Annotated in this window: 25 protein-coding genes; 17 read left to right on the forward strand and 8 right to left on the reverse strand. The window is 72.8% G+C overall.

Annotated elements, in window-relative coordinates; all coding sequences use genetic code 11:
- The first annotated feature begins 36 nt into the window (after positions 1 to 36).
- From ruvC to tilS, 12 genes are all read left to right on the forward strand, one after another.
- Positions 37 to 540 (forward strand): crossover junction endodeoxyribonuclease RuvC, encoded by a 504-nt coding sequence (ruvC, locus tag AC2D8W_RS17755; RefSeq protein ID WP_484672639.1) that lies wholly within the window; start codon positions 37 to 39, stop codon positions 538 to 540.
- Between the two features lie 76 nt (positions 541 to 616).
- On the forward strand, positions 617 to 1,750 hold the full coding sequence (locus tag AC2D8W_RS17760) for an NAD-dependent epimerase/dehydratase family protein (protein ID WP_484672640.1): 1,134 nt from the start codon (positions 617 to 619) through the stop codon (positions 1,748 to 1,750).
- A gap of 78 nt (positions 1,751 to 1,828) precedes the next feature.
- Positions 1,829 to 2,443 carry a Holliday junction branch migration protein RuvA gene (gene ruvA / locus AC2D8W_RS17765; RefSeq protein ID WP_293482035.1) on the forward strand — a complete coding sequence of 205 codons (615 nt, stop codon included), beginning with the start codon at positions 1,829 to 1,831 and terminating at the stop codon, positions 2,441 to 2,443.
- Positions 2,444 to 2,456: 13 nt separating this feature from the next.
- Positions 2,457 to 3,485, forward strand: coding sequence for a Holliday junction branch migration DNA helicase RuvB (ruvB, locus tag AC2D8W_RS17770; protein WP_484672641.1), 1,029 nt, complete (start codon positions 2,457 to 2,459; stop codon positions 3,483 to 3,485).
- Between the two features lie 154 nt (positions 3,486 to 3,639).
- The gene (locus tag AC2D8W_RS17775) at positions 3,640 to 4,089 is read left to right on the forward strand and encodes a YbgC/FadM family acyl-CoA thioesterase (protein WP_484672642.1); all 450 of its coding nucleotides are present in this window, start codon (positions 3,640 to 3,642) and stop codon (positions 4,087 to 4,089) included.
- A 51-nt stretch (positions 4,090 to 4,140) separates the two neighbouring features.
- Positions 4,141 to 4,842, forward strand: a complete 702-nt coding sequence (tolQ, locus tag AC2D8W_RS17780) for a protein TolQ (protein ID WP_293482032.1) — start codon at positions 4,141 to 4,143, stop codon at positions 4,840 to 4,842.
- 3 nt (positions 4,843 to 4,845) lie between these two features.
- A complete protein-coding gene (locus AC2D8W_RS17785) occupies positions 4,846 to 5,340 on the forward strand; it encodes an ExbD/TolR family protein (protein ID WP_484672643.1) in 495 nt (164 codons plus the stop codon).
- On the forward strand, positions 5,337 to 6,146 hold the full coding sequence (locus AC2D8W_RS17790; RefSeq protein WP_484672644.1) for a hypothetical protein: 810 nt from the start codon (positions 5,337 to 5,339) through the stop codon (positions 6,144 to 6,146). The genes AC2D8W_RS17785 and AC2D8W_RS17790 overlap by 4 nt, the downstream gene beginning before the upstream one ends.
- Before the next feature lie 2 nt (positions 6,147 to 6,148).
- Positions 6,149 to 7,444, forward strand: coding sequence for a Tol-Pal system beta propeller repeat protein TolB (tolB, locus tag AC2D8W_RS17795; RefSeq protein ID WP_293482058.1), 1,296 nt, complete (start codon positions 6,149 to 6,151; stop codon positions 7,442 to 7,444).
- Positions 7,445 to 7,511: 67 nt separating this feature from the next.
- On the forward strand, positions 7,512 to 8,078 hold the full coding sequence (pal, locus tag AC2D8W_RS17800) for a peptidoglycan-associated lipoprotein Pal (RefSeq protein WP_293482029.1): 567 nt from the start codon (positions 7,512 to 7,514) through the stop codon (positions 8,076 to 8,078).
- Between the two features lie 6 nt (positions 8,079 to 8,084).
- Positions 8,085 to 8,927 (forward strand): tol-pal system protein YbgF, encoded by an 843-nt coding sequence (gene ybgF, locus AC2D8W_RS17805; RefSeq protein WP_484672645.1) that lies wholly within the window; start codon positions 8,085 to 8,087, stop codon positions 8,925 to 8,927.
- 107 nt (positions 8,928 to 9,034) lie between these two features.
- Positions 9,035 to 10,204: a tRNA lysidine(34) synthetase TilS gene (tilS, locus tag AC2D8W_RS17810; protein ID WP_484672646.1), complete on the forward strand. Its 1,170-nt coding sequence runs from the start codon at positions 9,035 to 9,037 to the stop codon at positions 10,202 to 10,204.
- A gap of 11 nt (positions 10,205 to 10,215) precedes the next feature.
- Here tilS and AC2D8W_RS17815 read toward each other — a convergent pair whose 3' ends face one another.
- From AC2D8W_RS17815 to AC2D8W_RS17835, 5 genes are all read right to left on the reverse strand, one after another.
- The gene (locus AC2D8W_RS17815) at positions 10,216 to 11,622 is read right to left on the reverse strand and encodes a M20/M25/M40 family metallo-hydrolase (protein WP_484672647.1); all 1,407 of its coding nucleotides are present in this window, start codon (positions 11,620 to 11,622) and stop codon (positions 10,216 to 10,218) included.
- Positions 11,623 to 11,684: 62 nt separating this feature from the next.
- Positions 11,685 to 14,039, reverse strand: coding sequence for a PAS domain-containing protein (locus tag AC2D8W_RS17820; protein ID WP_484672648.1), 2,355 nt, complete (start codon positions 14,037 to 14,039; stop codon positions 11,685 to 11,687).
- A 119-nt stretch (positions 14,040 to 14,158) separates the two neighbouring features.
- Positions 14,159 to 15,349, reverse strand: a complete 1,191-nt coding sequence (locus AC2D8W_RS17825) for an acyl-CoA dehydrogenase (protein WP_484672649.1) — start codon at positions 15,347 to 15,349, stop codon at positions 14,159 to 14,161.
- Positions 15,350 to 15,385: 36 nt separating this feature from the next.
- Positions 15,386 to 16,207, reverse strand: coding sequence for an enoyl-CoA hydratase/isomerase family protein (locus tag AC2D8W_RS17830; RefSeq protein ID WP_484672650.1), 822 nt, complete (start codon positions 16,205 to 16,207; stop codon positions 15,386 to 15,388).
- A gap of 65 nt (positions 16,208 to 16,272) precedes the next feature.
- Complete coding sequence (locus tag AC2D8W_RS17835; protein WP_484672651.1) at positions 16,273 to 18,408, reverse strand: TonB-dependent receptor; 2,136 nt, start codon at positions 18,406 to 18,408, stop codon at positions 16,273 to 16,275.
- Positions 18,409 to 18,754: 346 nt separating this feature from the next.
- Here AC2D8W_RS17835 and AC2D8W_RS17840 point away from each other — a divergent pair, with 346 nt between their 5' ends.
- A complete protein-coding gene (locus AC2D8W_RS17840; RefSeq protein WP_484672652.1) occupies positions 18,755 to 18,934 on the forward strand; it encodes a hypothetical protein in 180 nt (59 codons plus the stop codon).
- A 13-nt stretch (positions 18,935 to 18,947) separates the two neighbouring features.
- Here the strand turns inward: AC2D8W_RS17840 and cysQ are convergent, their stop codons facing one another.
- Positions 18,948 to 19,715: a 3'(2'),5'-bisphosphate nucleotidase CysQ gene (gene cysQ, locus AC2D8W_RS17845; RefSeq protein WP_484672653.1), complete on the reverse strand. Its 768-nt coding sequence runs from the start codon at positions 19,713 to 19,715 to the stop codon at positions 18,948 to 18,950.
- Between the two features lie 89 nt (positions 19,716 to 19,804).
- Here cysQ and chpT point away from each other — a divergent pair, with 89 nt between their 5' ends.
- From chpT to AC2D8W_RS17865, 4 genes are all read left to right on the forward strand, one after another.
- Positions 19,805 to 20,455, forward strand: a complete 651-nt coding sequence (gene chpT / locus AC2D8W_RS17850) for a histidine phosphotransferase ChpT (protein WP_484672654.1) — start codon at positions 19,805 to 19,807, stop codon at positions 20,453 to 20,455.
- Positions 20,456 to 20,487: 32 nt separating this feature from the next.
- The gene (locus AC2D8W_RS17855) at positions 20,488 to 22,560 is read left to right on the forward strand and encodes a prolyl oligopeptidase family serine peptidase (protein WP_484672655.1); all 2,073 of its coding nucleotides are present in this window, start codon (positions 20,488 to 20,490) and stop codon (positions 22,558 to 22,560) included.
- 75 nt (positions 22,561 to 22,635) lie between these two features.
- Positions 22,636 to 23,004 carry a response regulator gene (locus tag AC2D8W_RS17860; protein ID WP_293482012.1) on the forward strand — a complete coding sequence of 123 codons (369 nt, stop codon included), beginning with the start codon at positions 22,636 to 22,638 and terminating at the stop codon, positions 23,002 to 23,004.
- The gene (locus AC2D8W_RS17865; protein WP_293482010.1) at positions 23,001 to 23,819 is read left to right on the forward strand and encodes a CheR family methyltransferase; all 819 of its coding nucleotides are present in this window, start codon (positions 23,001 to 23,003) and stop codon (positions 23,817 to 23,819) included. The genes AC2D8W_RS17860 and AC2D8W_RS17865 overlap by 4 nt, the downstream gene beginning before the upstream one ends.
- 69 nt (positions 23,820 to 23,888) lie before the next feature.
- On the opposite strand, the gene AC2D8W_RS17870 is transcribed toward AC2D8W_RS17865, so the two are convergent.
- Positions 23,889 to 24,026, reverse strand: a complete 138-nt coding sequence (locus AC2D8W_RS17870; protein WP_293482008.1) for an entericidin A/B family lipoprotein — start codon at positions 24,024 to 24,026, stop codon at positions 23,889 to 23,891.
- Positions 24,027 to 24,075: 49 nt separating this feature from the next.
- Positions 24,076 to 25,707: a sensor histidine kinase PhyK gene (gene phyK, locus AC2D8W_RS17875; RefSeq protein WP_484672704.1), complete on the reverse strand. Its 1,632-nt coding sequence runs from the start codon at positions 25,705 to 25,707 to the stop codon at positions 24,076 to 24,078.
- Between the last annotated feature and the right edge of the window lie 47 nt (positions 25,708 to 25,754).

Below are 25,754 nucleotides of genomic sequence, written 5' to 3' on the forward strand. Positions count from 1 at the left end.
TCACGGCGCGGATTGGGGCATCCTGCCCCTCGCGCCATGACCCTGCCGATTCGCCCCATCCGCATCCTGGGCCTGGACCCGGGCCTGCGCCGCACCGGCTGGGGCGTCATCGCCTGCGAGGGCGCGCGCCTGAGCCACGTGGCCCACGGCGTCATCGCGCCCAAGGACACCCTGCCGTTCGCCGAGCGCCTTCACACGCTCTTCGTCGAGATCGAGGCGATCATCGCCGCGCACGCGCCTGATGAGGCGGCGGTCGAGGAGACCTTCGTCAACGCCAACGCCCAGTCGGCGCTGAAGCTGGGCCATGCGCGGGCCATGGCCCTGGTCGTCCCGGCCCGCGCCGGCCTGCCCGTGGCCGAGTACGCCGCCACCGTGGTCAAGAAGGCGGTCGTGGGGACTGGCGGGGCCGACAAGGCGCAGGTGGGCTGGATGATCGCGCGCCTGCTGCCGTCCGCCGGCAAGACCACCGCCGACGCCGCCGACGCCCTGGCCGTCGCCATCGCCCACGCCCACGCCCGCACGGCCCGGCGGGTGGCGTAGGGCCGCCGCGCCGGCCATCCCGACCGCTCGTCGCGGGGGCCCTTGAGTGACCGGCGCCGGCGCGCAAGATGCCGCGATGAGCATCGATCGCAGGACCGCCCTGGGCGCCGCCGCCGCCGTCACCCTCGCCGCGCCCGCCGCGTGGTCGGCCCCGCGCGCCGCCCGCCCCTTGAACCTGCTGATCCTGGGCGGCACCGGCTTCATCGGCCCGCACCAGGTGCGCTATGCGCTCGCCCGCGGCCACAAGGTGACGATCTTCAACCGTGGCCGGCAGGCCAAGGAATGGCCCGGAGAGGTCGAGCAGCTCCTGGGCGACCGCAACACCGGCGACCTGAAGGCGCTGGAGGGGCGCAGCTGGGATGCGGCGATCGACAATCCCACCACGCTGCCGTTCTGGGTGCGCGACGCGGCCCGGGCCCTCGAGGGCCGGGTGAAGCAGTACATCTTCATCTCGACGATCTCGGTCTACGCCGCCGCCGACCGGCCCGCGGACGAGACCGCGCCGGTGCTGCCCTACGAAGGGGCCGACGTCATGGCCGAGACGGCGGAGACTCTGCGCGCCAGCCAGGGGCGGCTCTACGGACCGCTGAAGGCCGCCAGCGAGCAGGAAGCGCGCCGCCGGTTCGGAGAGGCCTCGACGACGGTGATACGACCCGGCCTCATCGTCGGCCCGGGCGACCAGACCGACCGGTTCACCTACTGGCCGGTGCGGCTCGCCAACGACGGCGGCCGCTGGGGTCCCGAGGCGCTGGCGCCGGGCGACGGCGAGGATCCGGTGCAGGTGATCGACGCGCGCGACCTCGCGGAGTGGACCGTCCGGGTGGCCGAGCGGCGGGCGGCGGGGACCTTCAACGCCACGGGGCGGCCCATGCCGATGCGCCGGATGCTGGCGACCGTCGGCGGCGCCGTGAAATCGAACGCGAAGCTGGTGTGGGCGCCCGACACCTTCCTGGCGGCCGAGAACGTGCAGGCCTGGAGCGACATGCCCGTCTGGATCCCCGCGCGCGGCGGCGACTCCGCCGGGTTCCACCGGCGCAGCATCGCGCGCGCCGAGGCCGCCGGCCTCACCTTCCGCCCGCTGGCGGGGACCGCCGCCGACACCCTGGCCTGGTTCCGGGAGCAGCCGGCCGAGCGGCAGGCCAAGCTCCGCGCGGGCCTCACGCCCGAGCGCGAGGCGGCGCTGCTGGCCAGGCTGAAGGCGCGAGGCTAGCTCGGCCGTTCACCGGTCGTTCCCCCGGAGTCCCGCCTGCGGTACCTCTGGGCGGCAGATGTCCCCGGTGATTCGCACATGATCGGCCGCCTGCGCGGCGCCGTCGCCGAGGTCGGCGAGGAAGACGCCCTGATCGATGTGATGGGCGTGGGCTATGTCGTGCGCTGCGGCGCGCGCACGCTCTCGCGCCTGCCCGAGATCGGGGCCGAGACGCTGCTGCACGTGGAGAGCGCCTGGGGCGAGCAGACCGGACTGGTCCTCTACGGCTTCCTGGACCGCGCCGAACGGGGGGCCTTCGTCCAGCTGCGGACCATCCAGGGCGTGGGGCCCAAGGCGGCCCTGGCGGTGCTCGACGTCCTGCCGCCCGCCGAGCTCGCCGCCGCCGTGGCGCGCGAGGACAAGGCGCTGGTCGCCCGCGCCCAGGGGGTGGGCCCCAAGCTGGCGCTGCGGATCGTGACCGAGCTCAAGGGCAAGCCGCTGGGCGACGGGACCGTCGCCGCCTTCCACGCCCAGATCCAGCCCGTGGCGCCGTCCCGGCCCAGCGCGTCCGGCGAGGCGGTCGCCGCCCTGATGGGCCTGGGCGTCGCCGAGCCCGCCGCCCGCCGCGTCGTGGAAGCCGCCGCGCTCCGGCTGGGCGAGGACGCCGAGCCGCCGGCTCTCATCAAGGCCGCCCTGCAGGAGCTCGGACGATGAGCGCGGTCGCGCCATGACCCGCATCGTCTCGGGCGAGCCCCAGCCCTTCGAGGGCGCGGACAAGGCGCTGCGGCCGCAGACGCTGGGCGAGTTCGTCGGTCAGGAGCAGGCCAAGGCGAACCTGCGCGTCTTCATCGAGGCGGCCCGCAACCGCGCCGAGGCGCTGGACCACGTGCTGCTGTTCGGACCCCCGGGCCTGGGCAAGACGACCCTGGCCCAGATCGTCGCCCGCGAGCTGGGCGTGAATTTCCGCGCCACCTCGGGACCGGTCCTGGCCAAGGCGGGCGACCTCGCCGCCATTCTCACCAACCTCGAGCCGCGCGACGTCCTCTTCATCGACGAGATCCACCGCCTGGCCGCGAACGTGGAGGAGATCCTCTACCCGGCGATGGAGGACCACGTGCTGGACCTCGTCATCGGCGAGGGGCCCTCTGCGCGGTCGATCCGCATCGACCTCGCGCCCTTCACCCTGGTGGCGGCGACCACGCGCGCCGGCCTCCTGGCCACGCCGCTGCGCGACCGCTTCGGCATCCCGATCCGCCTCGAGTTCTACACCCATGACGAGCTGACCCGGGTGCTGCTGGGCGCCGCCGCCAAGATGGGCGCGCCGCTCAGCGAGGACGGGGCGCTGGAGATCGCCCGCCGCGCCCGCGGGACGCCCCGCGTCGCCGGCCGCCTGCTGCGGCGGGTTCGCGACTTCGCCGCCGCCGACGGCGCGGCGGTGATCGACCGCAGGCACGCCGCCAGCGCGCTGGCCCGCCTGGATGTGGATGAGCAGGGACTGGACGCCCTCGACCGCCGCTACCTGCGCGCCCTGATCGAGAACTACGCCGGCGGCCCGGCGGGGGTGGAGACGCTGGCCTACGCCATCGCCGAGGCCCGCGACGCCGTGGAGGACGTCATCGAGCCCTTCCTGCTGCAGCAGGGCTTCATCCAGCGCACGCCGCGCGGCCGCATGGCCTGCGCCAAGGCCTACGACCACCTGGGCCTGGCCGCCCCCAGGACGACCCCGCCGGCCGCCTCCGGGGACCTGTTCGAATGAGCGCGCGTCTGGCCCGGCCCAGGTCCTCCCCTGCAAGGGGAGGGGGACCCTGCGCAGCAGGGTGGAGGGGTCTCGACGCGGCGCCCTCGCCCCCTCCACCGCCTTCGGCGGTCCCCCTCCCCCTGCGGGGGAGGACTTTCCGAGCGGAGCCCGCATGACCCTGGACGCCGCCCCCTCCGCCGGCTGGCTGGACGGCCGCGAGCATGTGCTGCCGGTGCGCATCTACTACGAGGACACCGACTTCACCGGCATGGTCTACCACGCCAACTACCTGCGCTATTTCGAGCGCGGGCGGAGCGACTTCTTCCGCATCGCCGGGATCAGCCACACCGAGCTGCTCCAGATGGCCGAGCCCACCGCCTTCACGCTGGTGCGGATCGAGGTGGACTACCGCAAGGCCGCCCGGGTCGACGACGCGCTGCTGGTGCGCACCGGCTACGACGCGGTGCAGGGCGCGCGCCTGCTCGTCAGCCAGCGGATCGTGCGCGGCGACGAGCTGATCGCCGAGGCGAAGGTCCAGGCCGTATGCATCGACCTGAAGGGCCGCGCCAAACGTCCGCCGCGCGAAATGGTCGAAAAGCTACGTCCGTACTTCGCGCCATAAGTTCGCCACGCAAGCCCCCCAACCACGAGCCGATACGAGACAGGAGAGACGATGGACCCGGCCGCCGTAACGCCCGAGAGCTTCGACCTGCTTTCGATCTTCCTGCGCGCCGACTGGGTGGTGAAGCTGGTCATGATCGGCCTGGCCGCCGCCTCGCTCTGGTCGTGGACCATCATCCTCGACAAGATGTTCCGCTTCCGCGCGCTGGGGCGCGAGGCCGACCAGTTCGAGGACGCCGTCGCCTCGGGCCGCAGCCTCGAGGACGTCGCCCAGGAGGCCGGCGAGCGGCCCGCGCACGCCCTGCCGCGCATGCTCCAGGGCGCGCTCAAGGAATGGCGCGACGCCCGCGCCAAGGGCGCCGTCTCGGAGGGCCAGGTCGCCTTCCTGATCCAGCGGATCGACCGCCACCTCGACGCCACCATCGCCCGCGAGAGCGCCCGCGTGGAGGCCGGCCTGGGCTCCCTGGCCATCGTCGCCACCGCCTCGCCCTTCGTCGGCCTGTTCGGCACCGTCTGGGGGATCATGAAGGCGTTCCAGGCGATCGCGGTGCAGAAGAACACCTCGCTCGCCGTGGTGGCCCCCTCGATCGCCGAGGCCCTGTTGGCCACCGCCATCGGCCTGGCCGCCGCCATCCCGGCCTATGTGTTCTACAACAGCTTCTCGACCGCCGCCGGCAAGTACGCCGCCCGGCTGGAAGGCTTCGCCGACGACCTCTCGACGGCCATCCAGCGCCGGCTGGCGGAGCGGGCCTGACCCATGGCGCTCTCGGCCAACGACGCCTTCGCCGCCACGGGCGGCGCCAAGCGGCGGCGGCGCTACGGCCGCGGCCGCCGCGGCGCGCTCAGCGAGATCAACGTCACGCCGCTGGTGGACGTGATGCTGGTGCTGCTGATCATCTTCATGGTCTCGGCGCCGCTGCTCACCGCCGGCGTGCCGGTCGAGCTGCCGAAGACCGAGGCCGGCGCCATGCAGGACGTGCCCGACCCGATCACCATCTCGATCCGGCCGGACGGGGCGCTCTACGTCGGCGACCAGGCGGTGCCGTTCTCCAGCCTCTCGCCGCGGCTGACCGCCATGGCCACGGACCGGACGCGGCCGATCTACGTGCGCGCCGACGGCAAGGCGAGCTATGAGGTCGTGGCCCGGGTCATGGCGTCGCTGTCCACCTCAGGCTTCACTTCCATCAACCTGATCACCGACACCGGCGGTCCCTCCTCCGGAGGCGACGACACCGACGAGGCGGGCGGATGAGCCGGGCGCGCGGCCTCAGCTTCGAGCGCTCGCCGGCGGCCCTCGGGTCGCTGGCGCTGCACGGGGTGGTGGCGGCCGCCTTCATGATCAGCTGGGGCAGCCGCGAGCTGAAGATGGGCTCGGTGGTGCCGGTCACCGTCGTGGCCAGCGGCCCCGCCGAGGCGCGCCCCGCCGAGCAGGGCCCCCAGGAGCTCGAGGCGCAGGCGGAACAGCAGACGCCGGACGCGCCGCCCGAGCCCGCGCCGCCCCCGCCGCAGCCGGCCCCCCCGCCGCCGACGCCCGCGCCGAAGGCCGCAGCCCCCACGCCCAAGGCCGCCGCGCCGCCCGCGAAGTCCCGCCCGGCCGAGCCCAGCCTCGACCTGGACGCCCTGGCCGCCAGCCTCACGCGGCCGGCCCGCAACGCGCCCCAGCGGCCCTCCTCCGCGCCGCGCGGGCCGACCCGTCCGTCCACGGCCCCCGTGGCGCGCAACACCGACGGCTTCGCGGCCACGACCGGCGTGGCGGTCTCGTCCACCATGCAGGGCGAGCTCGAGCGCAACTGGAACATCGACTGCAGCCTCTCGGCCAGCCGCGACGTTTCCGTGCGGGTGCACTTCACCATCGGGGCCGGCGGACGTCTGGCCGGCGACCTCGACGTGGAGTCCATCGGCGCGGCGAGCCCGGCGGTGAAGGCCGTCGCGGAGGAACGGGCCAGCCGGGCCGTCCTGCGGTCCCAGCCCTTCAGCCGGGAGCCCCGACAGAACTGGGGCCGGCGCGTCTATGCCGATTTCAGCGCCCGCGACTACTGCGGCAGACCAGGAGCCTGATGATGCGGATCAAAGCCTTCGTGGCGGCGCTGGCCGCGGCGCTCGGCGCCCTCGCGGCGGTCCTGCCCTCGCCGGCGGCGGCGCAGCTCAGCGTCACCCGCGGCGACGTGAACCCCATGGCCGTGGCCGTGCCGTCCTTCGCCGGCGGCCAGGTGGGCGCGGACATCAGCCAGGTGATCGCGGCGAACCTGCAACGCTCGGGCCTCTTCCGGCCGCTCGACCCCGCGAGCTTCATCGAGAAGGACCTGTCGGCGGCCGTCCAGCCGCGGTTCGCCGACTGGAAGACGATCAACGCCCAGGCGCTGGTCAACGGGCAGGTGACCGTCGACGGCAACCGCCTGCGCGTGGATTTCCGCCTGTGGGACGTCTACCGCGAGCAGCAGCTCCTCGGCCTGCAGTTCACCTCCAGCCCAGAGAACTGGCGGCGCGTGGCGCACAAGATCTCGGACGCGGTGTACGAGCGGCTGAGCGGCGAGAAGGGCTACTTCGACACCCGCGTGGTGTTCGTCGCCGAGAGCGGCGGACGCGGCAAGACCGTCAAGCGCCTGGCGATCATGGATCAGGACGGCGCCAACCCGAGCTACCTCACGGGCGGCGAGTCGATCGTGATGACGCCGCGCTTCTCGCCCACCAGCCAGGAGATCACCTACATGGCGCTGCGGCCCGACAGCGCCACGGTCTATCTCTACAACCTGCAGAGCGGCCGGCGCGAAAGCCTGGGCAGCTTCCAGGGCATGGTCTTCGCGCCGCGGTTCTCGCCCGACGGCGGCAAGGTCATCTTCTCGGTGGAGCGCGGCGGCAACTCGGACCTCTATGTGATGAACCTGTCCAGCCGCACCTCGACGCGGCTCACCACCGACCCGGGCATCGACGTCTCGGGCTCGTTCTCGCCCGACGGCTCGCGCATCGCGTTCACCTCGGACCGCGCCGGATCCCCTCAAGTCTACGTGATGGGCGCGGACGGTTCGGGCGCGCGCCGGATCTCGTCCGGCGGCGGCTCGTACACCACGCCGGTCTGGAGCCCCACGGGGGAATTCATCGCTTTCACAAAGCAGACGGGCGGCCAGTTCCACATCGGCGTGATGAAGCCCGACGGCTCGGACGAGCGCCTGCTGACCACCAGCTACCTGGACGAGGGCCCCACCTGGGCGCCCAATGGTCGCGTTCTTATGTTCTCCCGTGAAACCCCGGGCGGCGCGCCCAAGTTATGGATGGTGGATGTCACTGGGCGAATCCTTCAGCCGATGCCTTATCCCGGCGCCGGGTCGGACCCGGCCTGGTCGCCATTGCTTAACTAGTCTTCGCCTCAATCCCGCCGGATAGAACGCGACAGTGATTCGACAACCTCGACTGCAGGAGACGCTGATGGTTCGTAGCTTGAACGGCCGCACGATTGTCCGGCTTGCTCTGGTGGGCGTGGCCGCCGCGTCGCTCGGCGCGTGCGCCAAGAAGGCCCAGCCGGCCTATCCGACCACCACGACGCCGCCGGTGGCGCAGCAGCCGCAGACTCCGCTGCCGCCCAGCGGGCCGGGGGATGTGGGCACGGCCCAGACGGGCGCCCTGCCCGGCTCGCAGCAGGACTTCGTGGTCAACGTCGGCGACCGCGTCTACTTCGACACCGACCAGCACGACGTCCGCGCCGACGCCGAGCCGATCCTGGCCGCCCAGGCGGCCTGGCTGCGCCGCTATCCGTCGGTGAACGTGCGCATCGAGGGCAACGCCGACGAGCGCGGCACCCGGGAATACAACCTGGCGCTCGGCGCCCGCCGCGCCAACGCCGTGCGCGACTTCCTGGTCGGCCAGGGCCTCGAGTCGAGCCGCATCGCGACGATCTCGTTCGGCAAGGAGCAGCCGATCGACCCCGGCAGCGGCGAGGACGCGTGGCAGAGGAACCGCAACGCCCGCACCGCCATCGTCTCAGGCGCGCGCTGACCGTCCATGCGTAAGGGCCGCGCGTTCGTCACCACCGCCCTCCTGGCCGCCCTGGTGGCGGCCGGCCCGGCGCTGTCGCAGACGCCTCTCCCGGTTCCCGATCCGCTCGACGCGCGCGACGCCAAGCGGGTGGATCGGATGGAGAAGGTGGTGCGCGAACTGCGGGCGATCGTCTTCCAGCTGCGCGACACCGGCAAGCCGGTGGTCGTGCAGCCGGCCGACACCGACGCGCGGATCGCCGAGATGGCCGACCGGCTGCGCGACATGGAGCAGACGCTGCGCGGCGTGAACGGCAATTTCGAGACCGTCACGCGCGACCTCGACCAGGCGCGCCGCGAGAACGCCGAGCTGAAGCGCAGCGTCGCGACCCTGACCGAGCGGCTGAACGCGGCCGAGACGCGGCTCGCGTCGGCGGCCCCGCCGCCCGAAGAGACCGTGGCGGCCCCGCCGCCGCCCCCGGGCGATCCCGCCAAGGACTTCACGGCCGCCCGGCAGCTGATGCTGTCCGGCGACTACGACGCCGCGGAAGGCGCCTTCTCGGCCTATGTGGCCAACTATCCGGACGCCCCCCGCGCGGCCGAGGCGAGCTACTGGTGGGGCAAGACGCTCAGCGTGCGCGGCGCCCATGCGGACGCGGCCAAGGCCTACATCGGCGCGATCCGCGGCTGGCCGCAGACCGGCTGGGCGCCGGACGCGGTGGTCGAGCTCTCGCGCTCGCTGGTGGCGCTGAAGAAGCCCGCCGACGCCTGCCAGACGCTCGCCGAGCTGACGCGCCGCTATCCCAAGGCCCCCGCCGCCGTCGCCGGCCGCGCCGCCGCGACCCGCACCCAGGCCAAGTGCGCCGCCTAGGGCGCGTTCGGCGAAAGCGGAAGCCGGTTTCGCCGCGAGAACGCGGTCTGATTCAAGAAGATGGAGCCTGTTCGACCGGTCAGGTTCCGGAGGCCGTCGCGCGCGACGTGCTCGACCGCCGCCTGTCCCAGAACACCGACCGGCCGGTCGCGGTGGCCTTGTCAGGCGGCGGCGACTCCCTGGCTCTGACCCTGATCGCCGACGCCTGGGCGCGCGCGAACGGGCGGCCGCTGCTCATCCTGACCGTCGACCACGGCCTGCAGGCGGAGAGCGCCGCCTGGACCCGCGCCTGCGCCGCCGTGGCGGAGCGGCTGCAGCGCCCCTTCCGCGCGCTGTCGTGGGAGGGCGACAAGCCGGCGACCGGGCTGCCCGCCGCCGCCCGCCGCGCCCGCCACGCCCGCCTCGCCGACGCCGCCCGCGCGGCCGGCGCGCGCGTCGTCCTGATGGGCCACACGGCCGACGACCTGGCCGAGGCCGCGGCCATGCGCGCCGCCGGCTCGACCCTGCCCGACGCCCGGGAGTGGTCGCCGTCGCCGGTATGGCCCGAGGGCCGCGGCGTGTTCCTCCTGCGGCCCCTGCTCGACGCGCGCCGCGAGGACCTGCGCAAGGCCCTGGAGGCCCGCGGCGAAACCTGGATCGAGGACCCTGCCAACGCGGACCTCCGCTTCGCCCGCAGCCGCGCCCGCCGCGCCGCGCCCGAGCCCGCGGCCCGCCGGGAGCCCGCCCCGCTGGACCTGGCCGCCGTCGCCGACGAGCGCGCGGGCGTGATCCGCCTGCCGCGCGAGGCGCTGCGGGACGCCCCGCCCGACGCCGCGCGTCGCGTGATGGCCCTGGCCGCCGTGTGCGCGGGCGGCGGCGAGCGGACGCCGGCCGGCGTCCGCCTCTCGCGCCTGGCGGCGGCCGCCTGCGGGGACGCTGCGTTCGCCGCGACCCTGGCAGGCGCGCGGATCGAGGCCGACGCCCGGGAGATCCGCGCCTTCCGCGAGGCTGGGGAGGCCGCGCGCGGCGGACTTGCGCCGGTGGTCCTGCCGGCCGTGTGGGACGGGCGCTTCGAGCTTCAGGGACCGGGGGAGGCGCGACGCCTGGCCGGCCTCGCCCGTCAGCTTCCGCCCGGCCAGCGGACGGCGCTGCGCGACGTGCCCGCCGCCGCGCGGGGCGGGCTGCCGGCGGTGATACACGACGGCCAGGTCACCTGCCCCGCCCTGGAGGGGGCCCCAAGCCTCGTGGGCGAGCGCTTCCGCGCGGCGGCCGGATTGGTGACTCGCGAGCCGGACTAGAGTTCCGCGGGCTACTTCGCCCCGACGTAGGCCTTCACCAGGTCGAACAGGTAGTCGCGGCCCTCGTACAGCGACCGCACCCGGATCCGCTCGTTCAGGCCATGGGCGCCGTTGCCGTCCGGGTCGCCGAAGATGCCGGGCACGCCGTAGACCGGGGTCTTCGCGGGACCAAAGTAGCGGCCGTCCGTGGCGCCCGACGACATCGCGGGGATCACCGGCGTCCCCGGGAAATGCTTCGCGGCCAGCGCCTTCATCGGCCCCACGACCTTGGGGTCGAGCGGGGGATTGGCGGCGATGGGCCGGACCGGCGGGATGGTCTCGACCTTGACCTCCGGGTCGCCGATGACGCGCTCCAGCGTGGCGCGCGTCTCCTCCACCGTCTCGCCGGGGAAGATGCGGCAGTTCACCACCGCCGTGGCCCGCTGCGGCAGGGCGTTGTTCGCGTGCCCCGCGTCCAGGCGGGTCGTGACGCAGTTGGTGTGGAGGATCGAGTTCACGTTCACGTCGGTGGCCGCCACCCGGGCCGCCTCGGCGTCGTTCGGGTCGGCCAGGAGCCGCTTCAGGGCCGCCCCCGCGGCGTCGCCGCGCTGCGCCCGAAGCTCGAAGCCGATGCGGGTCGTCTCGGTGAACCTGGCCGGGAAGACGTGCGCACGGACCTTCAGCAGCGCCTCGGCGAGCTGGTAGATGGCGTTGTCCGGCCGGGGCCGGGAGGAGTGCCCGCCCGGGTTCGTCACGGTGAGCCGATAGCTCTGGGCCGCCTTCTCGCCCACCTGGATCGACAGGGTCTCGCGCCTGCCGTCGGCCGACAGCCGGCCGCCGCCGCCCTCGTTCAGAACGAAGTCCGCCGCGATGAGCTCGGCCCGGTTCTTCACCAGCCAGTCGGCGCCGTTGAACGCCTCGGCCGTCTCCTCGCCGCAGGTCAGCGCCATCTTCAGGGTCCGACGCGGCGGCGTCTTCGCCTGCTTCAGGCGGATCAGGGTGTCCACCCAGATGGCGTTCAGGCCCTTCATGTCGGCCGTTCCCCGCCCGTAGAAGTACCCGCCCTCCTCGATCAGGGTGAAGGGGTCGCGCGTCCAGTCCTCGCGCCGGGCCTCCACCACGTCGAGGTGGCCCAGGAGCAGCACGGCGCCGGCCTTGGGGTCGGAGCCCTTCAGGATCGCGACGAGGCTGCCCTCCTTCGGCTTCTCAGGCTCGGCCAGGACGTGGAGGTCGGTCTCGGCGAACCCCGCCGCCCTGAGCCGCGCCGCCATCTTCCGGGCCGCCAGGGTGCAATCGCCCGCGGACAGGGTGGTGTCGGTCTCGACCAGCTCCTTGTAGATCTCCCGGAAGGCCGCCTGGTCGGGCCGGGCCGCCTGCGCCCAGGCGCCGCCCGCCGCCAGCAGGGACAGGGCCCCGAGTCCCGCCGCGATGCCGCGCATGCCACCCTCCGCACCGTCTCACCGGGCGCAATCAACCATGCGCCCCGCGCCGCGCAAAGGCGTCAGGCGGCGTCGCTCTCGGACTCGGCGGGCTGCGGCCAGTCCGCCGCGACGGCCGCGATCTCGGCGACCAGCGCGCCCGGGGATATCGGCTTGCCGACCACGCCGTCCATGCCGGCGTCGAGGTAGATCTGGCGCTGGTGCGCGAGGACGTTGGCGGTCAGCGCCACGATCGGCGTCCGGGCCGCCCGGCCGCCCAGGGCGCGGATGCGCCGGGCCGCCTCGACGCCGTCGATCCCCGGCATCTGGATGTCCATGAGGATGACGTCGAAGGCGCCCCGGGCCGCGGCGTCCACGCCGGCGTAGCCGTCCGCGGCGGTGTCGACCGACGCGCCCAGGCCCTCGAGCAGCTTCGTCGCGATGAGGCGGTTGGTGGCGTTGTCCTCGACCACCAGGATGCGGACGCCGCCCAGCACGGTCGCGCTCGTCTCCGCCTCGGCCGCCTGGGCCTGGGCCGGCTCGGCCTGGACCTCGAACCAGAACGTGGAGCCGTCGCCTTCCGCGGAGGTGAACCCGACCTGGCCGTGCATCATCTCGGCCAGGCGCCTCGTGATCGCGAGCCCCAGCCCGGAGCCTCCGAACTTCCGCGTCGTCGAGGCGTCGGCCTGGTTGAAGCGCTCGAACAGGCGCGGCTGGGCGGCGAGCGGGATGCCGACCCCGGTGTCCTCCACCTCGAAGCGCAGGACGCCGGCGTCCGCGCGGCGGCAGCGCACCACCACCCGGCCGGCTTCCGTGAACTTCACCGCATTGCCCACGAGGTTGAACAGCGCCTGCCGCAGCCGCACGGGGTCGGACCGCACCCAGCCGAGTTTCGGATCGGCGTCGACGATCATCGAGAGACCCTTCGCGCGGGCCTGCGGCTCGAGCAGCCGCACCACCCCGTGCACGAGGCTGGCCGGGTCCACGGGCTCGCAGGCCAGCTCCAGCCGCCCGGCCTCGATCTTCGAGAAGTCGATCACGTCGTTCAGCAGCTCGGAGAGCATCCGGCCGCACGAGAGGGCCTCGTCCAGGAGCGCGCGGCCGTCCGTCGACAGGGTCTCGCCCTTCAGGAGGTGGAGCACGCCCATGACGCCGTTCAGCGGCGTTCGGATCTCGTGGCTCATGTTCGCGAGGAAGGCGGCTTTCGCCTCGGCGGCCGCCTCCGCCGCCTGCCGGGCCTCCTTCAGCGCCAGCTCCTGGCGCTTGAGCACGTCGCAGTCCTGAACCAGGCCGACGGCCCTGAGCCAGCGGCCGTTCTTGTTCACCAGCAGGTGGTGGAAGACGCGCACCCAGCGCTCGCTGCCGTCGGGACGGATGATCCGGGCCTCGAAGCTCTCGCCCGAACGCTTGTCGCCCCGGTGCAGCGCGCGGAACGAGGCGCGCACGTGCGGCAGGTCGTCGGGATGGAAGCCGGGATAGCGGAGCTCGGTGGCCTCCTGGTAGCTGGAGTTCTTCTGGCCGGTGATGCGCTCGAACTCGGGCGAGCACCAGAACGTCTTGCGGACGTGGTCGATCTCGTAGACCCCGGCCTCGGCCGCGCCGAGCGCGAGGTTCAGGCGCGCCGCGTTCGCCGACACCTCGCGGCGCGCCCGGCGCGCCCGCTGCTCGCCGCGCCGCGCCGCGTCGCGCGCCTCCGCGAGCTCGGTGATGTCCTCGGAGATGCCCTTCAGCCGGAACGCGCCGGCCTCGGTGGGTTCGGTGCGCACCGTGACCCGCATGGTCAGCCAGCGGTCGCGAGCCCAGATCCGATGCTCGACCTTGACCGGCTCGCCGGTGGCGACGGCCTGCCCCATGGTCTCCTGCATGGGTCCCCGGTCGCTCGGATGGACCAGGGCGTAGAAGCGGTCGGGGGTCCAGACCACCTCGCGGTCCAGACCCACCAGTTCGGCGAGCTCGTCGGACCACCAGATGGACAGCGTCTGCGGATCGAACTCCCAGATCCCGATGCCGGCGGAGGCGCCCAGCATCTTGCGCGTGCGCCGGGCGTCCTCGGCCTGTTCGCGGAACGAACGCTCCGCGGTGACGTCGCGCATGTTGCCGATGTGGCAGCCGTTCTCCATCACCTGGCGACGGGCGGCGACCCACACCCACGAGCCATCGGCGGCCCGCAGGCGCACCTCGGCCTCGCTGACGTCGCCGGGATGAGCCTTGAGGGCGCGGGCGCGGATGCCGGCGACCTCGTCGGGATGGCAGAATTCGAGGACCGATCGGCCGATCAGCTCGGCCTCGCTCAGGCCGGTGAACAGCACCCAGGCCTTGTTCACCTGCAGCAGGACGCCTTCGGGTGAACAGACCTGCATGAGGTCGCGGCTGTTGTCGAACAGCCAGCGCGCCATTTCGGCCTTGTCGGCGGCGCCCTGTGCGCGCGTCCGGGCCATTCCGCTTCCCCCTGCGGCCGTCGGTTCACGGCCTGCGGGGCGGAGCGTTATCCCCCATGTGTAAATTTAAGGTTGTGGAGCCGCACTCCGCTCGGTGAACGGCGCTTCGCCACGGATCCTCAGAAGGCGCTCTCGCCGGTGATCGCCCGTCCCAGGATCAGGGCATGGACGTCGTGGGCGCCCTCGTAGGTGTTCACCGTCTCGAGGTTCATGGCGTGGCGCATCACGTGGTACTCGCCCGAGATGCCGTTGCCGCCGTGCATGTCGCGGGCCTCGCGCGCGATGGCCAGCGCCTTGCCGCAGTTGTTGCGCTTCAGCATCGAGATGGCCTCGGGGACCCAGGCGCCCTCGTCGATCAGCCGGCCGAGCGCCAGGGCGCCCTCGAAGCCCAGCGCGATCTCGGTCGACATGTCGGCCAGCTTCTTCTGAACCAGCTGGCGCGAGGCCAGGGTGCGGCCGAACAGGGTGCGGCTGGAGGTGTAGTCGCGCGCGGCGTGCAGGCAGAACTCGGCCGCGCCCATGGCGCCCCAGGCGATGCCGTAGCGGGCCTTGTTCAGGCACGAGAACGGCCCGCGGAGGCCCTCCACGCCCGGCAGCATCATGTCCTCGGGCACGAACACGTCGGTCAGCGAGATCTCGCCGGTGACCGACGAGCGCAGGGACAGCTTCCCCTCGATCTTCGGGGTCTCCAAGCCCTTCGATCCGCGCTCCACGAGGAACCCCCGGATCTTGCCGTCCAGCTTGGCCCACACCAGGCAGACGTCGCTGATCGGCGAATTGGTGATCCACATCTTCGCGCCGTTGAGCACGTAGCCGCCGTCGACCTTCCTGGCGTTGGTGCGCATCGAGGCGGGGTCCGAGCCGCCGTCGGGCTCGGTGAGGCCGAAGCAGCCGACGATCTTGCCCGCGGCCATGCCGGGCAGGAACTTCCGCCGCTGCTCCTCGGAGCCGAAGGCGTAGATCGGGTACATCACCAGCGAGGACTGCACGCTCATCGCCGAGCGGTAGCCGGAGTCGATCGCCTCGATCTCGCGGGCGATCAGGCCGTAGGCCACGTGGTTCACGCCGGCGCAGCCGTACTCCTCGGGCAGCGTCGGCCCCAGGAAGCCCAGCTCGCCCATCTCGGTCATGATCTCGCGGTCGAACCGTTCTTCGGCGAAGGCCGAGACCACGCGGGGCAGCAGCTTCTCGCGGGCGTACTGGCGCGCGGCCTCCCAGATCATCCGCTCGTCCTCGGAAAGGCGCGACGAAAGATCGAGGGGGTCGTCCCAGCGGTAGGTCTTCTGGGGGGCGCCGGCGTCGAGAGGCATGTGCGGTCTCCTTGTCGGAGCGGCGATACCGGGTTTTCAGGTCCCCGTGTAGACGCCTTTGCGCTTCTCCAGGAACGCCTGGCGCGATTCCCGGGCGTCGTTGGGCGCGCGGCGCGCGAGGCTGAGGCCGTAGCTCTCGTACTTCAGCGCGTCGGAAAGCTCGGCGTCCTGGTTCTGCTGCAGCACACGCTTGGACACCCGCAGGGCCAGCGGCGGCCACTGTGCCATCTCGCCGGCGTAGGCGACGGCGGCGTCGAGCAGTTCCACCGCCGGGACGACCCGGTTGAGCAGCCCCAGGCGAAGCGCCTCGTCGGCGCCCACGGCCCGGCTGGTGAAGATCATGTCGGCCGCCGCGGCGTAGCCGACCACCCGGGGCAGGAAGTAGGACAGGCCGCTGTCGGGGGACAGGTTGCGCTCGATGAACACGCTCTTGAACCGCGCGTGCTCGGAGCCGATCCGGACATCGCAGGCGAGCGCCGTCGAGAGCCCCGCGCCGGCCGCGACGCCGTTGATGGCGCCGATCACCGGCTTGTCGAAGGTCGCCCACATGGTGGCCCATCGGCCCACCCAGCCCATCTCGTCGATGCGCTCGTTCTGCGGCGGCGTCTCGCCCGCACCCTCCTGCATCAGCGCCGCGCCGGTCAGGTCGACGCCGGCGCAGAAGCCGCGGCCCGCGCCGGTCAGGACCAGGCAGCGCACCCCGTCGTCGGCGCGCGCCTCGGCGAGCACGGCCGCCGTCTCGTCGCGCATGCGCGCGGACAGGGCGTTCAGCCGGTCGGGGCTGTTCAGGGTGAGCACGGCCACCTGGCCGCGCCGCTCGTAGGTGATCGCCTCGTGCACGTGGCTCCCGTCCGCCATCGCCGTCCTCCCGCGTTCTTGTCGTCGCGGGCCTACAGTCGCGCCGAACGCGCCGGCGGGAAAGCTCAGAACCGCGCGGTCAGCGAGACCCGCACGTTCCGCGGCGCGCCCGGCAGGATGTTGTTGTCGCCGTGGCTGGTTGGGAAGTAGCGCTTGTCGAACAGGTTCTCGACGTTCACCTGCGCGCGCAGCTCGTCGGTGACGTCGAAGAACAGCGCGGCGTCCACGCGCGTGAATCCCGGCAGGGTCACGGTGTTGGAGATCGACGTGAACATCCGCGACTGGTGGACCACGCCCAGGCCGACGCCGAGGCGGTCGGTCACGTCGTACCGGTTCCACAGCGAGAACGTATGGTCCGGGACGAGCGGGACCTTGCGTCCCGCGGGCGCGGCGGCGGTCGTGCGGGTGATCTCGGCGTCCTGCCAGGCGTAGCCGCCGGCGACTTCCCAGCGCGGCGTCAGGCGACCCGAGAGGCCCGCCTCGAAGCCTTCGGCGCGCTGGGCGCCGGTCAGCAGCACCTGGCCGGGACGCGCCGGGTCGGGCGCGGTCGTGTTCTCGCGATCGAGCCGGTAGAGCGCCGCGGTGAACAGGACATCCGGGTTGATCGACCATTTCAGGCCGACCTCGAGGTTCTCGAACTCCTCGGGCTCGAGGGTCTCGCTGGTGGCGGTCAGGGAGGAGAACTGGTCCCCCGAGCTGGGCAGGTACGAGACGCTGTAGCTGGCGTAGAGCGAGACCGGCTCCGCGGGCTTGAACACCAGGCCCAGGCGCGGCGACCACAGGTCGTCGCGCCGCTCGAATTCACGCCGGCCCGTGACCGCGGCGCGGCGGTCCGAGAACTCCACCTCGAAGCTGTCGTAGCGCAGCCCGGCCAACAGCTGGATCTGCGGGGTGATCTCGATCTGATCCTGCACGTAGCCGGCCGCGACCCGCGCCTTGACCCGGTTGTTCGCGTCGCTCCCGGTGTTGGTGAAGAAGATGGGCAGACCCCGCCGGGTCGGGTCGATGAACGGGTTGCCGGCGAGCGTCGTGGGACCGGCGGCGGTGTTGAAGTGTCCCGTGAGCCGCAGGTTCCGGGTGGTCTGCCGCCCAAGCTCGACGCCGGCCAGCACCGTGTGGCGCATCCCGCCCAGCTCCGTCTTCCAGACGAGGTCGGTCTGGGTGAAGAGGTTCTCGCGCGGGCTGTCGTTCTGATAGGCCTGCAGCGGGTAGGTCGCCGGGGCCCCGGTGACGCCCGGGACGGCCGCCCCGCCCGGGAAGACGTTGCTGTAGAACTTGTCGTAGTCGCCGTAGAGCGTCCGGTTGCGCAGGGTGAGGGTCTCCGACACCTCGTACTGGACGCCCAGGTTCACCAGGTCGACGTTGGTGACGGCGTAGCTGCGCTCGGGATCGCCGAAGAAGTCGCCCCGGCCCGCGGGCGAGGGCCGACCCGAGAACGAGGGAATCCCCCGGTCGGTGGTCCGGTCGTCCTCGAAGTGCTCGTAGGCCAGCGACACCGTCAGGCCCGCGCCGTTCCGCCAGGCGATCGAAGGGTTCACGCCCCAGCGCTCGACGTTCACGAAGTCGCGGAAGCTCTCCGAGCGCTCGTAGAGCCCGATCACCCGCGCCGCCGCCGCGTCGCTGAACGGCGCGGCCAGGTCCGCCGTCAGCCGGCGATGATCCCACGAGCCCAGCTCTGCGGTGACCGCCCGCTCGGACGACCAGTCCGCCTTCTTGGTGACGCGGTTGATCACGCCGCCGCCGCCGCCGCGGCCGAAGATCATGGCGTTGGGCCCCTTCAGCACCTCCACGCGCTCGACGTTGTAGAGGTCGCGGAAGTACTGCACGTCGTCGCGGACGCCATCGATGAAGAAGTCGGCCGTCGAGGCGTTGCCGCGCAGGGTGGGCGCGTCGCGATGGCCCTCGCCCTGGCCCATGGTCACGCCCGGCACGTAGCGGATGACGTCGGCGATGCCGCGCATGGCCTGGTCGCGGATCAGCTCGTCGGTGATGACGGTGACGGCCTGCGGCACGTCGCGGAGCGCCGTGTCGGTCTTCGTCGCGGTCGCGGTCCGCTCGACGCGATAGGCGTCGTCGCGCGGGGCGATGACGGTCACGCCCGAGACCTCGGCGGCCTCGGCCGCTTCCTCGGCGCGGGCCGCGGAGGCCGCGAGGGCCAAGAGCAGCGGCGCCAGGGCGGCGGCGGTTCGATGGACGTTCACGAAGGACCTCAACGACTGCAACTGCGAGGCGTTCTTAAAAACTCCGGCAGAGTTTGGCAATGCGAATGATTTGCAGGTTCGCCGCGCCCGCCGGTTGAAGCCTTCGGCCGCCGCGATCCGTACCTGTCTTCGAAGACGGCGGCCGCTGGGGCCGCCTCGGGCGAGGAACGGGCGGGTGACGTCGGGCGCGATGCGCGGAACAGCTCTGGAGGCCGTGGTTCCCCGGCGCGCCTGTCGCGATCACGGGCCTCGGCGCCCGCAGCACGCGCCGCGTCGAGCGGCGCCAGAACCGCTTCGCGATCTGCCCGTTGGGTCTGGTGTGAGCCCCGCGCCGAGAGAGACCGCCATGGACGCCCTGAAGCCCTACGTCATGCTGGCCTGCGTGGCGTTCGTGGTCGGCTTCATGAGCTATCTGGTCCTGGCGGCGCAGGTCCGCCCGTCGCAGGAGCTCGTCGTCGCGCCGGTTCAGCAGGCGCCCGCGGCCACGGCGCCGGCGTTCGACGCCAACCCGGGCAAGCACATCTGAATAGCCGCCGGCGTCAGCCGCCGCGGGCTACGAACCAGCCGTTGCGGAAGCCGTCGCCGGCCTTGCCGTAGCGCACGGGCTGGCCCTCGGGCGTGAGCACCGTGCCGCCGGCCGCCTCCAGCACCGCATGCCCCGCGGCGATGTCCCATTCCATCGTGGGTCCGTGGCGGGGGTAGACGTCGGCCGAGCCCTCGGCGATGCGGCAGAACTTGATGGAGGAATCCATCGGCTCGCGCAGGTCGAACCCGTACTCGTTCGCCAGCTTCACCGCGGTCTCTTCCTTCATGGTGTGGCTGACAAGGGCCACCGCCTTGCCCTGGGGCCAGGGACGCACGCGCACCGGCACGGCGGGGCCGCCGTTGACGCGCTTCATGGCCGCGCCGCCTTGCGTGAACCAGGTCTCGCCCGTGGGCGGAGCCGTCACCGCGCCCGCCACCGGACGGCCGTCCACCACCAGCGCCACGTTCACGGTGAAGTTCGGATCGCCGCGGACGAACGCCTTCGTTCCGTCGAGCGGGTCGACGAGGAAGAAGCGCGGCCCGATGGCGTCCGGCGTCCCGAACTCGCTGGCGTCCTCCTCCGAGATCACCGGCACGCCGGGGAACCGCCGGGCCAGGTGCTCCAGGATGAGCTTCTCGCCGCGCTGGTCGGCCTCGGTGACAGGGCTCTCGTCGGCCTTGGTCAGAACCTCGACGCCCGACTTCCACAGCGGCAGGATCAGGGCCGCGGCGGCTTCGCAGATTTCGGCCAGGGTTTCGCCGCAGTCGTTCTGGTCGCTCAATTCGCCCTCGGGTCTGGCCTGTCGGCGCGACGTCTTAGAGGCGCGAGCGCGTTTCCCCAAGGCGCAAATCGCGGCAACACTGCGTCTCCATGACCGAGCCGACCGCCGCCCCCGCCCGCACCGCAGAAGTCGCCGCCTACCTGGCGGCGCGGATGTGCCACGACTTCATCAGTCCCGCGAGCGCCATCGCCTCGGGCCTCGACCTGCTGGAGGACCCGTCGGCGCAGGACATGCGCGAGGAGGCGATGGGCCTCATCCTCTCCTCGTCGAAAAAGCTGGCCGACCTGCTCTCCTTCTGCCGCGTGGCGTTCGGCGCGTCGGCCTCGGCCGAGACCTTCGACGCGCGCGAGCTCGAGAAGCTGGCCGCGGGCGTGTTCAACCACATGCGCGCCGACCTGGTCTGGGCCGTGGAGACGCCGGCGGTGAACAAGCCCGCGGCGCGCACGCTGCTGAACCTCGCCCAGATGGCGGGCGCCGCGCTCCCGACGGGCGGCGTGGCCAAGGTGCAGGCGGTCCAGGAAGCGAGCTCGATCGCGATCGCCATCGAGGCGACCGGCGCCCGCGCCCGGCTGCGCCCCGAGGTCCTCGCCGGCCTGCAGGGCCTGCCGCTGGGCGAAGGCCTGCACGGCCACTGGGTCCAGGCCTACTACGTCCACCTCTTCGTGGCCGACGCGGGGGGCCGGGTCTTCGCGGACGTGAGCGAGGAGCGGGTGGTTTTCGCCGCCACCCTCCCGGCCTAGGCTCCGCCCGTCGGCCCCGGGGGGATCACATCTTGCAGCGTCTCCGTTCTGTCGTCGCGGGCCTCGCCTGCGCCCTGGCCTGCGTCTTCGCGGCGGAGGCCCGGCCCCTGACCGCCCGCGACCTCGCCACGCTGGATCGCGTCAGCGACCCGCAGGTTTCGCCCGACGGTCGCTACGTCGCCTATTCGGTGCGCTCCACCGACTGGGCCAACAACCGCGGCGCCGGCTCGGTGTGGATGCTCGACCGGCGCAGCCCGGGCCTGGGGCCGCGCATGCTCGCCGTCTCCGACAAGATCGCCACGCATCCCCGCTGGTCGCCCGACGGTCGGCACCTGTACTTCCTGTCGGCCCGCACCGGCGTGCAGCAGGTCTGGCGCACCGATGCCGACGGCGCGGTCGCGACCCAGATCACCAACCTGCCCGTGAACGTCGCCAGCTATCGGCTGAGCCCCGACGGGCGCACCCTCGTCGCCGCGCTGAACGTGTTCCCCGATTGCGACACGCTCGCCTGCACGAAGGCCCGGATCGAGGCGCGCCGGACGGGCCAGATTTCCGCGACCGCATTCGACAGCCTCCCCGCGGTCATCTGGGACGACTGGCGCGCCGGAGAGCGGACCCAGCTGTTCGCCCTGCGCCTCGACGGGGACGGGGTGGCCGCCCAGGAGCCGATCCGGCTCTTCAGGGACTTCGACGCCGAGGCCCCGGACCGGCCCTTCGGCGACGACGCCGACTATGCGGTGACGGGCCGCGAGGTGATCTTCTCCGCGCTCGAGCCGGGGAGCCCCTGGGGCGTCAACGGCCAGCGCTACCGGCTGTTCTCGGCGCCGCTGGACGGATCGGCCGCCCCGCGCGCCCTGCCGCTGGATCCCGCCGGCTCCTACGCCAAGCCGACCCTCTCGCCCGATGGGAAGCGGCTCGCCTTCCTCCAGGCCAAGGCCGGGCGCTGGGACGTCCATGCGCGGGTGATGGTGCGCGATCTGGCCACCGGCGCCGTCCGCGAGGCGAACCCCGGGCTCGACCGGTCCGCCGAGGCGATCCGCTGGTCCGGCGACGGCCGCACGCTCTACGCCGCCATGCCCGACCTGGGCCGCACCCGGCTCTACGCCATCGATCCGGCGGCGCGGACAGCCCGGGCCCTGACCCGCGACGGCACGGTGACCGCCTTCGCCGCGGCGGCCGACCGGCTGGTGGTGGTCCGTGACGACCTCGCGCGCCCCGGGCAACTGTACGAGCTCGGCCCTGCGGGCGAGACGCCGCTCACGGGCCACAACGGCGCGGCGCTGCGGGGCGTCGAGCTCAGCCGGGCCGAGCAGTTCAGCTTCGCCGGCTGGAACGGCGAGACGGTCTACGGCTGGGTCGTCCCGCCCCACGGCCACCAGCCCGGCCGGAAGTATCCGGTGGCCTTCCTGATCCACGGCGGGCCGCACGGCAGCTTCGGCGACGCCTGGAGCTACCGCTGGAACCCGCAGGTGTGGGCCGGCATGGGCTTCGCGGTGGTGATGATCGACTTCCACGGGTCCGCCGGCTACGGCGAGGCCTTCGCCAATGCGGTGGTCAACCACTGGGGCGACCGGCCGCTCGAGGACCTGCAGAAGGGCTGGGCGGCCGCGCTGGCCCGCTACCCCTACCTCGACGGTGAACGCGCCTGCGCGCTGGGCGGGAGCTACGGCGGCTACATGGTCGCCTGGATCGCCGGCGTCTGGAACGCGCCCTGGAAGTGCCTGGTGAACCACGCCGGCATCCTCGACACCCGCAGCATGGCGCTGACCACCGACATCCCCGGCTTCTCCGAGTACCAGACCAGCGGCCTTCCGTGGGAGCAGCCCGAGGCCTACGCCCGGTTCAACCCCCTGGACCGCGTCGGCGCCTGGCGCACCCCGATGCTTGTGATCCATGGCGGGCGGGACTTCCGGGTGCCGCTGGGCCAGGGGCTGGCCGCCTTCACGGCCGCCCAGCGAAAGGGCGTGCCCTCGAAGCTCGTCTACTACCCCGACGAGAACCACTGGGTGCTCAAGCCCCAGAACTCGGTGGAGTGGTACCGCCAGGTGGAGGACTGGATGCGCCGCTGGCTGCCGGCGCCGGCCGGCGCGCCCACGGGCCGCTGAAATTCCCCGGCGCGCGTCAGCCCGGCGTTAACCAACGAGGCGCGAGATAGCGGACCGAACCCGGAGCCCGCGCTCGTGAAGACCTGCCTTGTCGTCGACGACAGCCGCGTGATCCGCAAGGTGTCGCGCCGCATCCTCGAGGACCTGGGCTTCGAGGTCGCCGAGGCGGCCGACGGCGTCGAGGCCATGGCCTGGTGCAGCGCCGTCATGCCCGACGTGGTGCTGCTCGACTGGGTGATGCCCGCGATGGACGGGATGGAGTTCCTGAAGCGCCTGCGCGCCGAGCCGGGGGGCCAGCGTCCGAAGGTCGTGTTCTGTTCGGGCGAGACCGACCTGGCGCGCATCCGCGAAGCCCTGGAGGCCGGGGCCGACGAATACATCATGAAGCCGTTCGACGGCGGCATCGTGGCGGGCAAGCTGGCGAGCCTGGGGCTGGCGGCATGATCCCGGTCGCAGACCTCGACTTCGTCGCGGCGCTCTGCCGGGCGCGCGCGGGCCTGCGGGTGGACCCCGAGAAGGGCTATCTCGTCGAGAGCCGGGTGGCCCCCGTGGCGCGCCGCGAGGGCTTCGCCTCGCCCGAGGCGTTCATCGCCGCCGTGCGGGCGGACGGCGACGCCCGGCTGGCCTGGAGCCTGGTCGAGGCCATGGTGCTGCCCGAGACCGAGTTCTTCCGCGATCGCCAGGTGTTCGACGCCCTGGCGCGCGACGTCCTGCCCGCCCTGGCGCGCGCCCGCGCGGGCCAGCCGGTGCGGGTCTGGAGCGCCGCCTGCGGGGCGGGGCAGGAGATCTACTCCCTCGCCATGCTCGTGGCCGAGGACCCGACGCTGGCGGGCCAGGTGGAGCTGTTCGCCTCGGATCTCTCGGAGCGGAGCCTCGAGAAGGCGCAGGCCGGGCTGTTCTCCCAGTTCGAGGTGCAGCGGGGCCTGCCGGCGCGCACGCTCGTGCGGCACTTCGAGAAGGCCGGCGAGTCCTTCGCCCTGTCGCCGCGTATCCGCCAGATGGTACGGTGGCGCCGCGTGAACCTGATGGACGACCTGGCCCGCTTCGGCCAGTTCGACGTCCTGATCTGCCGCAACCTGCTGACCCAGCTCGCGCCCGAGGCGCAGGCCGCGGTGGTGGGCCGCCTCAAGCGGGCGCTCGCCCCGGGCGGGCGGCTGGTGCTGGGATTGCGCGAGGAGGCCGGCGGCGAGCTCACGCCCATGGGCGGCGGCCTGGGCCTGTTCGCGCTTCCGGGCGACGCGGTCCGCACGGCGGCCTGATCCGGCCCGGACGCAAAACGGCCCCGCCGGCAGGGCCGGGCGGGGCCGTCAGCTTCGCATTTCGCTCGGCTAGTTCTTGGCGTCTTCCGCGGTGCTCGTCACCGCCTCGCCGGCGGACTCGACGTCCCGGCCGGCGCCGGCCACGGTGTTGCAGGCGGCGGTCGCCATGCTGGCGGCCATGACGGCCATGAGGATCACTTTGCGCATGTGGCAGTCTCCCGGGGGTGGGTCATTCTGTAGGCCCGGCGGCAACGCTTCAGGCGGCGGCCTGGTTCCCCCGGACGGGCGCCGAGATGTCCGCCGACGGGGTCGGGAAGAGCAGCCGCGCCGTCACGCCGCCCGCCGGATTGCGCGCCAGTTCGGCGCGGCCACGGAGCTGCCGCGCGAAGGCGTTCATCAGCGTGCGCCCGACCCCCGAGGTGGCCAGCGCCGCGTCCGTGGCCGCCCCATCGTCCGATATGGCCAGCTCGGCCTCTTCGCCGCGCACCGTGAACTCGAGCTTCAGCACGCCGCCGCGGTTGGCGAAGGCGTGCTTCTGCGCATTGGTGATGGCTTCGACGGCGAACAGCGCCAGCGGCGCCAGGCGGTCGGGATCGATGACCAGGGTGTCGACCGACAGCTCGGTGCGCACGGTCTGCCCGTGGACCAGCTCGCCGTTCACCAGCTGCGCCGTGAGCTCCTCGAGGAACGGGCGCAGGTCCACCCGCTTCAGGTCCGGGCCCTGGTAGAGGGCGCGGTAGATCAGGGCCAGGGCGGTGATCCGCTGGCGGGTGTCGCTCATGGCCGACCGCGCCGCCGGATCGGTGAGGGCGCGCTGCTGCATGTTGAGCAGGCTCGAGATGACCTGCAGGTTGTTCTTCACCCGATGGTGGATCTCGCGCATCAGCTCGTCCTTCTGCGCCAAGCTGTCGCGCAGGGACGCGTCGCGGCCGACGATGGCGTCGGCCATGTCCTCCAGGGTCTCGGCCAGTTCGCGGATCTCGGGCGGCATCTGCTCGGCCTGCACCGGGCGCACCGACAGGCGGCCACGGGCGTAGAGCGCCGCGATCCGCTGCAGGTACTCGATCCAGCGCACCACCACCCGGCCCGTGACCGCTGAGACGGCCACGAGGGCGAACAGGAAGGTCAGCAGCGGGAAGACGATGCCGGAGAGCGGGTTCAGCCGCGCCCACGAGAGCAGCCCGGGCGACTGGGCCGAGAGCACCACATAGACCTCGTCGCCCACCACCGGGGCGGCGGAATAGACCCTGCGGCGGCCCAGGCCGTCGCGGCCGTACCAGACGAGCGTGCCTGTGGCGTCCACCTTGGCGCGCCAGTCCGCGGGCAGCTGCGGGAAGGCGCCGGCGTCCGTGACGCTGATGTAGTGGCCGTCCTTCTCCACCAGGCCCACCTCGGCGCCCCGCGGCAGGGAAGGATCGGTGGTCCGGGGCTGCAGGCTGGCCAGCGAGATCACCGCCGCGAAAGCGCCGTCGAAGGCGCCGTCCACCGTCGTGGCCCGCGCCGCCGCCAGCACGGCCGGCTCGCGCGCCAGCGGCAGGCCCGGCTCCTGCGTGAAGGCGACGTTCCGGCCGCCCGCCAGCTCACGGAACCAGGCGCGTCCGGCGCGCTGCGGGTCGGCGGGCACGCCGCCGGCGGCGCACACCACGCGGCCCTGCCGGTCGAAGCGGATGAGGTTCAGGTACCCCGGGATGCGCGTGGTCACCTGCGCCAGGCGTTCCTGGCACTGGAAGCCCACGGCGCCCGGGGCGAGCGTCTGCAGCAGGACTTCCGCGCTCTCCAGCCGCGCACGCGCCGTGGCGGCGCTGCGCTCGGCGGCGAAGCCCAGGTTCTCGCGCAGGGTGCGGCCTTCGCGCTGGAAGCCGATCGCGGACTGCAGCGCGCCCAGGATGAGAACCGGGAGCAACGCCGCAGCGAGCGCCGCGATCAGACGCACCC

It is taken from the genome of Phenylobacterium sp. T106 (assembly GCF_057219735.1).